General features: G+C 55.8%; 10 protein-coding genes. 6 read left to right on the top strand and 4 right to left on the bottom strand.

Going from position 1 to position 12,100, the window contains the following annotated elements; genetic code table 11:
* Positions 1 to 44: 44 nt before the first annotated feature.
* The 3 genes from TEU_RS10995 to TEU_RS10985 form a co-directional block, all read right to left on the bottom strand.
* Entirely contained in the window at positions 45 to 530 is a 486-nt protein-coding gene (locus TEU_RS10995; protein ID WP_050003821.1) for an Hsp20/alpha crystallin family protein, read from the bottom strand.
* Between the two features lie 93 nt (positions 531 to 623).
* Positions 624 to 1,481, bottom strand: coding sequence for an MBL fold metallo-hydrolase (locus TEU_RS10990; RefSeq protein ID WP_050003820.1), 858 nt, complete (start codon positions 1,479 to 1,481; stop codon positions 624 to 626).
* A gap of 30 nt (positions 1,482 to 1,511) precedes the next feature.
* On the bottom strand, positions 1,512 to 1,799 hold the full coding sequence (locus TEU_RS10985; protein WP_050003819.1) for a hypothetical protein: 288 nt from the start codon (positions 1,797 to 1,799) through the stop codon (positions 1,512 to 1,514).
* A gap of 225 nt (positions 1,800 to 2,024) precedes the next feature.
* On the opposite strand from TEU_RS10985, the gene TEU_RS10980 reads away from it, so the two are divergent.
* From TEU_RS10980 to TEU_RS10960, 5 genes are all read left to right on the top strand, one after another.
* Positions 2,025 to 3,713 carry an acyl-CoA mutase large subunit family protein gene (locus TEU_RS10980; RefSeq protein WP_050003818.1) on the top strand — a complete coding sequence of 563 codons (1,689 nt, stop codon included), beginning with the start codon at positions 2,025 to 2,027 and terminating at the stop codon, positions 3,711 to 3,713.
* Positions 3,714 to 3,823: 110 nt separating this feature from the next.
* On the top strand, positions 3,824 to 4,756 hold the full coding sequence (locus TEU_RS10975) for an ABC transporter ATP-binding protein (RefSeq protein WP_050003817.1): 933 nt from the start codon (positions 3,824 to 3,826) through the stop codon (positions 4,754 to 4,756).
* Positions 4,753 to 5,541 (top strand): ABC transporter permease, encoded by a 789-nt coding sequence (locus TEU_RS10970; RefSeq protein ID WP_050003816.1) that lies wholly within the window; start codon positions 4,753 to 4,755, stop codon positions 5,539 to 5,541. The genes TEU_RS10975 and TEU_RS10970 overlap by 4 nt, the downstream gene beginning before the upstream one ends.
* 4 nt (positions 5,542 to 5,545) lie before the next feature.
* Positions 5,546 to 7,690: a hypothetical protein gene (locus TEU_RS10965; RefSeq protein WP_144244861.1), complete on the top strand. Its 2,145-nt coding sequence runs from the start codon at positions 5,546 to 5,548 to the stop codon at positions 7,688 to 7,690.
* Positions 7,691 to 7,974: 284 nt separating this feature from the next.
* Positions 7,975 to 8,586 carry a hypothetical protein gene (locus TEU_RS10960; RefSeq protein WP_050003814.1) on the top strand — a complete coding sequence of 204 codons (612 nt, stop codon included), beginning with the start codon at positions 7,975 to 7,977 and terminating at the stop codon, positions 8,584 to 8,586.
* On the opposite strand, the gene TEU_RS10955 is transcribed toward TEU_RS10960, so the two are convergent.
* Positions 8,587 to 10,710, bottom strand: a complete 2,124-nt coding sequence (locus TEU_RS10955) for a restriction endonuclease (protein ID WP_050003813.1) — start codon at positions 10,708 to 10,710, stop codon at positions 8,587 to 8,589.
* A gap of 124 nt (positions 10,711 to 10,834) precedes the next feature.
* Between TEU_RS10955 and TEU_RS10950 the strand changes: the two genes are divergently transcribed.
* Positions 10,835 to 12,082: a phosphoglycerate kinase gene (locus tag TEU_RS10950; protein ID WP_050003812.1), complete on the top strand. Its 1,248-nt coding sequence runs from the start codon at positions 10,835 to 10,837 to the stop codon at positions 12,080 to 12,082.
* Positions 12,083 to 12,100 lie beyond the last annotated feature (18 nt).

The raw sequence follows: 12,100 nt of genomic DNA, 5'->3' as shown, positions 1-12,100 counted from the left end.
TGATGGTAGAGGAAGATAAGGGGGTGTCCCCCTTGTCTTCCCTCTCACTCAATCTTGACCTCGAAGCCCTCTCCCTCGGCCTTCTTCGGGGCCTTCTTGGGGAGCTCGATTTCGAGGACGCCGTTGTTGTACCTTGCCTTTGCCTTCTCGGGAACGACCTCCTCAGGAAGCCTGATGACCCTCCTGTAGCCGCTGTAGTAGCGCTCGATCCTCACTGCGCCCTCCTTTTCGAGCTCCTTCTCGCGCCTTATCTGGGCCTCGATGTAAACGGTGTCCTCTGTAACGCGGAGCTTGATGTCCTCCTTCCTGACTCCGGGGAGCTCGACGGTGATGATGAACCTGTCACCGCGGTCGAAGATGTCCACGAAGGGCTCGCGCCAGGTCTCGCTGATGCTGACGCTCTCCCCGGGCTCGCGGTAGCTCCAGAGCCTTGGACCGCGCATGAAGTCGCGGAATATGGCGTCAATCTCCTCCTGTATTTCCCTCATTATGTCGAAGGGGTCCCAGTAGCGGTCCCTCCTCCAGACCATCGGCACCACCCCCAATGGTCTTTGTTTTTGGTTACTAGTAGTTACTAAAAAGGAATCCTTTATAAACTTTTCGATTTTAGTCCCCATATGTTACTAAATATCCATCTGTGCATCGGGGGTCACGGGTTCAGAATCGTAGCCAAGTCCCCTCAAAATACCCGCAAACTCCCTTGCGAAGCCGTAAACGGTGAACACCCTCTCGGGTCTTACCTTCTCCACTATCCTGATCAGCTCCCAGAAGTCGGCGTGGTTGCTGAGCCTCAGCCTCCCAAAGCCCGAAACGGTCAGTTCCCAGGGGGATAGAGAGTTTTCAACCCTGGGCGAGCGGTAGGGGCGCAGGACGACCTCTCCGTCCCTCTCCACGTTGCGGAACCTGACGCCGAACTTTGAGTACACCCTGGCGACCTTGAGCATCTCCCGCGAGGGCTTAACCGTTATCCCGTGGACGTCGAGTATCTTCATGACCTCCTGGGCCTTTCCCATCTGGTTGACGTAGAGGGCGGGCCTCTTCCCCCTGTCGAGCGCTTCCTCTACGAAGGCTATCAGTTTTTTCTCCGTTTCCCTCGGCGTGGGGAACGTAAAGTGTGGAACTCCAAAGGTTGCCTCGATTATCAGGAAGTCCGCCCTAGGAAAACGGCTCTTCTCGGCGGTTCTAAGCTTGAACCACTTGGTGTCCCCGGTGTAGAAGAGTGTGCCGTTTTCGAGCCAGAGCTTTATTCCGGCCGAACCGAGCATGTGGCCTGCTGGGTAGAGCCTGGCCTTGAAGTCGCCAATGTAGAAGGTCTTCCCGAACCTGACCTCGCGGTAGAACCCGCCCTTCCTGAGGTGGCTGAGGAACTTGGTCGCCCTGGTCGCGAAGATGAGCTCCCCGCTAACGAAGTGGTCGCTGTGGGCGTGGCTCTGGAAGGTAAGCCTTGCCGAGCTGTCGAGGCCGATACCTTTGACGAGCATCACAAAAACTTGGGGGTGAGGCTTAAAGCTTTAGACCCTGTTGAGCATGCCCATCAGGGGGTAGTAGACGTCGTCAAGGCTCTCCCCCTTCTCCACGGGGAACTTGAACGTCACGATTCTACCAGAGACCTCGAAGGACGGTCCCTCGGGCTTCCCGGGAACGAGCTTTATCTCAACGACCTCCAGCATATCAAGTCCCTTGAGCTCGGCCTTTCCGATAAGGGTTCCCTCGAAGGCCCCGCGCGAAAAGGCTTCCTCCAGCCTGGGCCTCAGCCCGGTTACCCATTTGGAGCTGGCCCTCCTTGTCACGGTCTGCACGCCACCACCTCCGCAAAGTTTTCGGTTTCTTATTTAGGACTTCCTGATTTATTAGGATTTTTGCTCTAATTTGGAACAATGTTCAAAACAATGCCCTTCTCTACTCGAAGTTCTGTCAGGTTTTCGAACCGCTCAAACTGGACTTTTTATCCAATGACAAAGGCGACCTTTCGCTATGTAAAAGGTTTTTATAGTTCCACCGCCCAACCCTAAGCGGTGGTTGGTATGACCTTCGATAAGGAGAAGCTCTCCAAGATTCGCGAGGAGGAAAAGCGCTGGGAAGAAACTACAGTCACGAAGTTCCTCCAGAAGGCCCCCGAGAGAAAGGAAAAGTTCATGACGGACGACGGTTTTGAAATCAAGCGCCTTTACACCCCCGCAGACCTTGGCGAGGACTGGGACTACCTTGAGAAGCTCGGCTTCCCCGGAGAGTACCCGTTCACCCGTGGCGTTTACGCGACCATGTACCGCGGCCGCTTCTGGACCATGAGGCAGTACGCCGGTTATGCAACAGCGGAGGAGAGCAACAAGCGCTACAAGTACCTCCTTGAGCAGGGCCAGACGGGTTTAAGCGTTGCCTTCGACCTTCCGACCCAGCTCGGTTACGACTCCAACCACCCGATGGCCGAGGGCGAGGTCGGAAAGGTCGGTGTGGCAATCGACTCCCTCTGGGATATGAGGATTCTCTTCGACGGAATCCCGCTCGACAGGGTCTCAACGAGCATGACCATCAACTCGACTGCGGCCAACCTCCTGGCTATGTACATACTCGTTGCCGAGGAGCAGGGAGTCCCCCAGGAGAAGCTCCGCGGTACGGTTCAGAACGATATCCTCAAGGAGTACATAGCGAGGGGAACCTACATCTTCCCGCCGCAGCCGAGCATGAGGCTCACCACTGACATCATCATGTACTGTGCCGAGAACGTTCCCAAGTGGAACCCGATAAGCATAAGCGGCTACCACATCCGTGAGGCCGGTGCCAACGCCGTCCAGGAAGTCGCTTTCACCCTTGCCGACGGTATAGAGTACGTCAAGGCAGTCATAGAGAGGGGCATGGACGTTGACAAGTTCGCTCCGAGGCTGAGCTTCTTCTTCAACGCCCACAACAACTTCCTTGAGGAGATAGCCAAGTTCAGGGCCGCGAGAAGGCTCTGGGCCTACATAATGAAGGAGTGGTTCAACGCCAAGAACCCGCGCTCCATGATGCTCCGCTTCCACACTCAAACAGCTGGTTCAACCCTCACGGCACAACAGCCCGAGAACAACATAATCCGCGTCGCCATTCAGGCGCTCGCGGCCGTCCTCGGTGGAACGCAGAGCCTCCACACAAACTCCTACGACGAAGCGCTGAGCCTTCCGACCGAGAAGAGCGTCAGGATAGCCCTCAGGACACAGCAGATTATCGCCTACGAGAGCGGTGTCGCTGACACCGTTGACCCGCTCGGCGGAGCCTACTACATCGAGTGGCTCACCGACCACATCTACGAAGAAGCTTTGAAGTACATCGAGAAAATTCAGAAGATGGGCGGCATGATGCGCGCCATCGAGCGCGGTTACATCCAGAAGGAGATTGCCGAGAGTGCCTACAAATACCAGAAGGAGATCGAGGAAGGAAAGAGGATAATCGTCGGCGTCAACAAGTTCCAGACCGACGAGCCCATCGAGGTCGAAATCCTCAAGGTCGACCCGAGCATCAGGGAGAAGCAGATTGAGAGGCTCAAGAAGCTCCGCTCGGAGAGGGACAACAAGAAGGTCGAGGAGACCCTTGACAAGCTCCGGAACGCGGCCGAGAACGAGGACGAGAACCTCATGCCGTACATCATCGAGGCGCACAGGCACCTCGCAACGCTCGGTGAGGTCACCGACGTCCTCAGAGAGGTCTGGGGTGAGTACCGCGCTCCGCTCGTCTTCTGATGCCTTCTCTCTTTTTGATTCTCCTCTGGTGGCTTATAACTCCATGGGAATGCTTTTAAATCGTTGAGATTATGGTATTAACGGACAAAACGTCATTAGGGTGTCCCCTTATGGAGCTCATCAGGACTGAAAAGTTAACAAAGTTTTTCGGAAAGCGCAACGTGGTGTACAACCTCGATTTAAGGGTTCCGGAGGGTGTTGTTTACGGCTTCCTCGGGCCGAACGGAGCGGGCAAAACGACTACTATCAAAATGCTCACGGGGGCGCTGAGGCCCACCTACGGCGAGATTGAGATTTTCGGGATGAACATGCCGAGGGAAAGAGTGGAGATAATGAAGAGGGTCGGCTACATGCCCGAGAAGCCCATCGCTTACGAGAACATGACAATCTTCGAGTTCCTAACCTACATGGGGCGCCTCTCCGGAATGAAGAAAGAAGAAGCCAGGGAGAGGGCGAAGGAACTGATGGCGTACGTCGGTGTGGGGAGGATAGCGCTCAACAAGATGAAGGAGCTTTCGAGCGGGCAGAAGCAGAGGGTCATGTTCGCAATGGCGCTCATGCCCGACCCAGAGCTTTTAATCCTAGACGAGCCGACCGCAAACCTCGACCCCCTCGGCAGGATAGAGTTCATCGGCAGGGTTGTTGAGCTCTCCAAGAAGGGCAAGACGATTTTCGTGAGCTCTCACATAGTCAGCGAGATAGAGAAGATGTGCAACTACGTGGGGATAATCAACCAGGGCCGGATGATAGCCCAGGGGAAGATAAGCGACCTGACGCAGATAGAGGAAAACGAGTACGATGTGGTGACCTCCGATAACGACAGGGCGATGGAGTTTCTGCGCGAGAAGCCCTACATCCGGGAGGCGTGGGAGGAGGACAATGTCATCAGGGTCATCGTGGAGCCGAAGTTCCTCGACGAGTTCTTCCTGGCGTTCCCGAAGTACCTCAGCTCGAACGGGATAAGGCTCAAACTCTTCAAGCCCCACACGAGCCCCCTCGAAAGAATCCTCATGGAGAAGTTCAGCCTGGAGGTGGAAGGGTGATAGGCGTCCTCTACTCAAGCGAGGTCTCGAGGATACTTAGGGCGAGGCGGTTCAAGGTCATGCTCGCTGCCATGCTCCTGCCCGTGGTGGTCTACTTCTTCACCCACGAGGAGATAACGGAGTATGGAGCAAAGGCCCTTGAGCGGTCCTTTCAGATAGTCACCTCCGAGTTCATGGTGAACTTCTGGCTCGGCGTTATCGGCCAGCTCGTGGCCATAATCCTCATGAGCGACCTCCTCGCGAGCGAGATAGACAGGGGCACCATAAGGCTTCTCCTAACGAAGCCCATACGAAAGAGCGAGATAGTCTTCGGTAAGTTTTTAGCCGGAATGACCGGCATAGCGGTACTCTTTGGAGTCCCGTATCTTGTCCTCCAGATATACGGGGTTCTGCTCTACAAGGCGGGCCTTGAAGGCTTTAGGGCGACTTTCGATGAGGCACTCTACGCCCTCGGCGTTACACTCCTGCTCCTCGGGGCGCTGGGTGCGCTGGCTGTGCTCCTGTCGGTGGTCGTCTCGCGCCCCCTCTACGCTTCACTCTCGGCCTTCGCCCTAGTCTTCGTTGCGCAGTTCATACTGCCCCAGCTGCCGTTCTTTGACAACCCGGAGCGCTTCACGCTCAACTACCAGGTGGGGGTGCTCCTCAAGAGCCACTTCACTCTCCACGCCGGCCTCGATGCCTACAAGGGCGAGCCCAGAATGACGGCGCTGTTCTTCATAGGGAGCATAATCGCGGCCCTGCTCTTCACACTGCTGGGCATCTACCGCAAGGAGTACCCTGACTGAGGTGATGGCGATGAGAAAAGTCCTGATACCTCTAATCCTCCTCATCTTTGCTGGAAACGTCCTCGCGTATCCGGTCGAGCTTGGGCTCGACGAGGTTCTGCTCGTTGACGACAGCGTTGTCACCTTCGACCCCTCCCCCTCGGGAGACAGGATATACCTGCGCGTTGAGGGCCCCACAGGGTCAAACTCAAGCGTGCTTGGCTTTGGGGAGAGCCTCTTTTTCAACGGGGTTAACTACACAGTCGGGCGCTTCGACCCGACCACTAAGAAGCTCGTCCTCCACCTCAGCGGGAACTATTCGAGGCTGGAGATAGTCAAGAAAGAGGACTTTTCGGTGAGGGTTGTTGAGTCATTTGACACGTACACAAGGCTCAGCGTGAGGTGGGACGGCTACTACGGCATAAACGACACGCTTAGGGTGTATTCAAACGGCCTCCTCGTGAAGGAGCTCTCCGTGAGCCTTAAACGGGGGGACGAGGTGAGCTTTAAGGTTAAAACCCCTCCTTCCGGCATTTTGGTGCTGTCCATTGGGGAGCTCACCAAGAACGTTGTCATTGAGGATATTGAAAAGCAGGTTGAGATAACCTCCATAAGGCGTGATGAGAAACTGCACGTAACGCTCCTCAACCACGGAGATGATGTTAACGCGACCGTTATGCTCACGGCCGGAGGGCTCACCCTGGAGAAAAAGGAGGTTCACCTCGAAAGGGGCGAGCAAAAGGAGGTAACCTTTGATAGAAACCCCCTTCAGGGTGCGGTGGTCGTTGATTACGGTGCCGTTGCCCAGGAGACCTTCTACTTCCAGCCACCCGATATCTCGCTCGTCTCGTACTCCTTCGACGGGGAAACGCTGAGAATAAGACTCAAAAACGACGGCGGCCACTTCCACGGAAAGGTCAGCGTCATGAGCAACTCGGTTATTGTCGGCTCGCCCCTCTACCTCGACATCAGCCTCCGCGAGGGCGAGGAGAGGGAGGTGGCCTTCAACCTGACCGAGGATGTGGATTACGCCACCGTCGTTATCTCCTCGGCCGATTTCACGACAAGCGTGCCCCTCATGCTCGAAAGGGGCCTGGGCGTGCGGTTCGTCAACGACTACGCGAGAACATACCTCGGCGGGTCTGCTACATACAGCCTTGTGGTCACGGGAAAAGGAAGGGTAGAGCTCGGTGTTGCCGGACTGCCGGATTCGGTTAGGTACGCCTTCTATTACGGCCAGAACGAGGTCAGGACCCTCAACGTTGAAGGGAGCGTCCAGCTGACCCTCGTCGTCTCGCTGCCGAGCTTCCCCTCGGGCTTCCGCGTGGAGGCCCCGCTGAAGTTCAACGCCACGGTAAACGGCGAGGGCTATTCACTCACGCTGGAGGTCAGCGGGGCGGGGAGGCTCCCGGTTTACGGGGACAACTGGCTCGCCAAGAGCAACTTCACGTCTGAGGTTCACTACTTAGGACTCCCCTACCACGTGGTCTGGCGCGACGTGACGCCCCCTTACATCTTCGAAAACGTCACCGGGGAAAAGATAGCCTTTCTCTACGGGCGCTACGTCCGCCAGGGGGAGGACTTGAAGCTCCACGTCCTCAGCCCCTACGGTGATATACTCCACACTTCTTCATCTCCAGAGGGGAGGCCCGACTTCGTTATCTTCAACGAGAGCGAGTTCATGCTCATGGTTGAAGGAAAGGGCTTCTTTGACTCGGTCCTGCTCGTTGCGCGCTACATGGAGGAACCGGAGAACGTCACGCTTGAGCTGGAGAGGAAACCCTTCGGTGAGGGGCTTGAGGTGGTAATAATCAACGCCACCTCCCTCCGCGGAAAGAAACTGACTATAAAAGCCAGCGGCAAAAACCTGGAGCTAAAAGCCTACCACTTCACGCTCAACAGCGAGAGGGAGGACTTCGACCCCCTCGGAACCGGGAAGGCGGTCTTTACTGTGAAAGGCGACAACGTCTCAGGGACGATGGCCGTCAGGAGCGACGAGGACTTCGTGGCGGTAGTCGTCAGGGGCGAGGGGCGCGCTGACCTGTCTTTCGAGGTCGGCGGAACGGGTGTAAGCGCCTCTGAAGTCACGACGCGCTGGCCCTACCTGGCCGTTCTGGGGCTCGGACTTCTCCTCGTCCTGGCCGTCTTCCTTGAAAAGAGGCTGGGGTGAGTGGGCGGTTTGCCTATCTTAATTTTTTGTGGACAACTTGAGTGGCAGGAGGCGCAGGACAGGTTACCGGGAAGAGCCTGGGACTGGGACATTGTATTGTCTCCGCTTGTCTTCTGATGTCCGTCTCGACCTCTTTATTTTTGGAAAGAATCTGTTGGAATTCGACTTTTTAATACTCATGCTTCATCAACATCTTTCGAAAAACCTTCGGGTAGGACTGTGCTCGTCCGACCTGAATGGAAGGGTTTTTAAACCGTTGCTTTGAGCGTCCCTTGGTGATGAGGGTGAAGTTCAAAGGCAAGGCGTTCGGAAACGTCGTGAGAATTGAGTTCGATATACTCACCCTTGGCGAGCTTAAGATTGATGACCTGAGAGACTTTGACGTTGATTCCCTCAAGATTGAGCTCAAGCCGACTTCATCTGGTATAAAGATTATCGCCATATGGGAGGGGCCGGTTGAGGAGGCCGGTGAAGGCATAAAGAAGGCCCTTGAGGAGAGCTACAAGCTCCGCGAGAGGATACTCAACAGGATAAGGAGCAAGACCGAGGCGATACGCTCTACGATGCTCCAGCTAGGGTTCAAGGAGAGCGTCGAGGGCTACGGTAGCGCCCTCAGGTTCGTCAAGAAGGTCGGCCCCTACGAGATTGTGGTTGTCGCATCGACTACTGACGACGTCGTCCGCGTCGAGGTCTACGGCAACGAGGGCAAAGTCCTCAGCCCGGAGCTCGAGAGCATCTTCGAGGACGTCGAGGTCGAGGAGCTTGAAATCTACGACTTCGACGACGGCAAGGAAGAGAGGCTCGTCATAAACCTCGAGATACCGCGCAACGAGGACAAGCCCGAGAGAAAGATAGTGGAAGCAATAAAGATGATAGAGAACATGCTCATGGCGTAGTCACTTGTACTTGTTCTCCAGCTGGAGCTGTTTGAGCTTCGCCGTCAGGCCCCTCATCGGGGCCCTGTCCTGGCTTATTATTTTTCCGGTTCTCGTGTCAATCCTGGCGTAGTAGAAGTAATCCTTTCCTGCCACCTTTATGTGGATGTAGTTCTGGTCTTTGTAGTGGGTAAGCTTCTCGGTTCTTAGCTCCGTTTCGCCGTAGACCTTCCTTATGTGCTCGTGGAAGCTGTTCTCAAGCGCAACCTCCGTGAAGAGGACGTCCTCCTCCTTGACCTCTCCAGTTACCCTGTCGAGCACGAGCTTCCCGACTTTAGTCCCTCCCTGGAACTCCGCAACCCAGTCATCTTCAAGCTTCAGCGACCTGAGCTCGGCGGTCTCGTCTATCTCTTTTATCCTTTTCACGGCAATCTCGCGCGCTACGTCCTCGCGCAGAACCCTCTCCGTTTCCTCAATCATCTTGCCGTCCTTGGTGACCTTGATTTTCACGGCATGCCTGTCGTTCTCCGCGGTGATGTTGTATGAGGCCTCGTTCTCCTTCACGTCCCTGACGTTGAAGTCCGGGTACTTCTCTTTTACAAGCTCCACGGCCTTTTCGGGCGTTATCTCGACCGCGTAGTCCAGGACGTCCCTCGTCGCACCGTCAATCTTCACTACCGCTTTTCCGCCTTCTCCCTCAAGGTCAAGCTCCAGGAACTTGTGCTCTATGACCCTGCTTTCCGTCACCTTCAGGCCTTTCAGCGGGAAGTTCTCCTCTATGACCCTCTTCGCGTTCTCGAGGGCTTCTTCGGGCGATGGGAGCCTCCTGACCTCCTTGAGCTCGCCGTTTTCGAGGTTTACCTCGACGACCGCTACCCCGTCCTCCAGCCTGACGTCGGCGACCGCGACCTTCTTGCCCTTTTCAAGGCTGAGGACTTCGCCATCGGGGTAAGTCCCCTGGAGGAGCTCCTTTAGGGCCTCATCTGTCATAGTTGTCTCCGCGAGCAGGATTTTTCCGGTGTATGCGTTGAACTTGAACGTGAACGTGAACCGCTTCGTTTTCCCGGTTATCTTTACCTTCCCGTCCTTCTCCGAGAACTCAATTGTCTCTGGCTCTTCTCCAATGCGCTTTTTCACGATTTCCTGCACCTTTTCCCTGAAGAACTCCTCGGGCAGGGGCTCAATCTCGAACTCGACGTCGCCGGTTATCGGGTTTACTCTCGCTTTGCCCTCGTTTTTCCCGACCTGGAGCTCGACTTCGACTGTCTCTGGGATATACACCTTTTTTCTGTCCTGTATCCTGACCTGGCCCTCGGGGACGCCGAGCTCTCTTGCGAGCCTCTCTTTGAGTATCACAACCGCCTCGCTGGGGCTTATCTTGTTGATGACTTCCCGCTCGGTGGCCTTTATCACGGCGCTGTCGTTGAGGAGGGCCTTCTTGACCTGGGTGGAGAGCTCGCTGGATGACGCCTTTGGAACGATTTCCTCCTTCGAGAACACCACAGCCCTGTCGCGTTCGTTCTTTTCCTCAACGCTCCAGGAGAGGATGTATGCACCCGTGAGGGAAACTTTCATGGACTTTATCTTCATCTCGTCGGGTTTTATCGGGTACCGGCCGCTGGCCTTCTTGGAGATTAACCTCATTACCTCTTCCGGCGAGAAGTCGTGGAGCAGTGGTGCATCAAGCTCGAACTCGTTGAGGGGGCTTTTTTCTTCCTTTTCCTCATCTGTCTTCTCCTCTATCTCAGGGGCCTCAATGCCGTAGTTCAGGAACGTCTGGGCAAGCTTCTCGGCGTCCCACATCACTATCCTTCCGCGGTACTCCCTTGCCACCGTGGTTCTTGCGTCCTTTGTAAAGCCTATCGGGGCGATTAAAATTCCCCTGTCGGCCTTGTACTTGTCAAGAAGGTCGCCAAAGACGCTTATGTCCTTGGACGAGGCGAGCGAGTCAGTGTGGATTTTTATAACGAGCTTTTCCATCCCCGCTATCGGGTCGTCCCTTATTGCAACGATATCTATTCCCCACCGGTTTTGGTCGCTGACGCGCTCGTAGTTCTTAAACCCCATCCTCCCAAGGGCCTCTATGATGTAATCGATGAGCGTCTCGCGGGGGAGCTTTCTCGCGAGCTCAGGTGTCCACTTCATGCCGTCCACCTTCCGAGGGAATGTTTTCACTTCCCCTTAAGAACTTACTTGAGCCCGATTATTCACTGAGAGTGTCCAAATAAGCTTTATTAATGGCCATATTTAACACTTTCCCGGTGATGGAATGTTCAGGCTCACCGATTTCAACTTTCACGGAAAAACCGTGTTTCTGAGGGCTGACCTGAACTCCCCGGTGGAGGACGGGCGGATTACGAGCGACGCGCGCTTCAGGGCAGTTCTGCCGACGGTTAGGCACCTCGTCGAGGACGGGGCAAAGGTGGTCGTCGGCACCCACCAGAGCAGGCCCTACAAGGGCGACTACATAACCACCGAGCAGCACGCTCAGATTCTCGGTGAGCTCCTCGGCCAGGAGGTTGAATACGTCGAGGACATCTTTGGGAAGCTTGCGAGGGACAGAATAAAGTCCCTGGAACCGGGCGAAGTCCTTATGCTCGAAAACCTCCGCTTCTCAGCCGAGGAAGTCTTCTACAAGCCGCTTGAAGAGTGCGAGAAAACGTTTTTCGTGAGGAAGCTCGCCCCGGTAATCGATTACGTTGTCAACGACGCCTTCGCCGCCGCCCACAGGAGCCAGCCCTCGCTCGTGGGGTTCGCGAGACTGAAGCCTATGGTGATGGGCTATTTGATGGAGAACGAGGTCACGGCCCTGAGCAGTGCCTACGAGAGCGACGAGAGGCCGAGGGTCTACGTCCTTGGGGGTTCAAAAGTTGACGACTCGCTGAGGGTCGCCGAGAACGTCTTGAAGAAGGGGAAGACCGACCTCATTCTCACTGGCGGCCTCGTGGGCCAGGTCTTCACGCTCGCCAAGGGCTTCAACCTCGGCGATGCTAACATCGAGTTCATGGGGCGAAAGGGTCTGCTTGACCTCGTGGACTGGGCCGAAAAAATTCTCGACGAGTTCTACCCCTACGTGAGAACCCCTGTGGACTTTGCCGTTGACCGGGACGGGAAGAGGATGGAGGTTGACCTCCTCAGCGATGAGAAGTGGCTCTTTGACCGCTACCCAATTCTCGACATCGGCTCCAGGACGGTGGAGAAGTACCGTGAAATCCTTCTGGGGGCGAAAATTATAGTCGCCAACGGGCCGATGGGCGTCTTCGAGCGCGAAGAGTTTGCCGTAGGAACTGTCGGCGTTTTTAGGGCGATAGGCGAGAGCCCTGCCTTCAGCGTCGTGGGAGGGGGCCACTCGATAGCGAGCATCTACCGCTACGGTATAACGGGCATAAGCCACGTATCCACCGGCGGCGGTGCGATGCTGAGCTTCTTCGCGGGCGAGAAGCTCCCTGTTCTTGAGGCGTTCAGAATAAGCTATGAGACCTTCAAAGATAGAGTAAAAGAAGAGAAAGCTCAATGATGCCTTTCTCGCGGGATT

The organism is Thermococcus eurythermalis (genome assembly GCF_000769655.1).
GTDB lineage: Archaea > Methanobacteriota_B > Thermococci > Thermococcales > Thermococcaceae > Thermococcus > Thermococcus eurythermalis.
Note: the sequence above shows the minus strand (reverse complement) of the source record. Positions and strands in the feature narration are given on the sequence as shown.

Bases quoted from the DNA above. Each gene is read 5' to 3' on its own strand.
- TEU_RS10995 (WP_050003821.1), bottom strand. From the start codon at position 530: ATGGTCTGGAGGAGGGACCGCTACTGGGACCCCTTCGACATAATGAGG.
- TEU_RS10990 (WP_050003820.1), bottom strand. From the start codon at position 1,481: ATGCTCGTCAAAGGTATCGGCCTCGACAGCTCGGCAAGGCTTACCTTC.
- TEU_RS10980 (WP_050003818.1), top strand. From the start codon at position 2,025: ATGACCTTCGATAAGGAGAAGCTCTCCAAGATTCGCGAGGAGGAAAAG.
- TEU_RS10975 (WP_050003817.1), top strand. From the start codon at position 3,824: ATGGAGCTCATCAGGACTGAAAAGTTAACAAAGTTTTTCGGAAAGCGC.
- TEU_RS10965 (WP_144244861.1), top strand. From the start codon at position 5,546: ATGGCGATGAGAAAAGTCCTGATACCTCTAATCCTCCTCATCTTTGCT.
- TEU_RS10955 (WP_050003813.1), bottom strand. From the start codon at position 10,710: ATGAAGTGGACACCTGAGCTCGCGAGAAAGCTCCCCCGCGAGACGCTC.
- TEU_RS10950 (WP_050003812.1), top strand. From the start codon at position 10,835: ATGTTCAGGCTCACCGATTTCAACTTTCACGGAAAAACCGTGTTTCTG.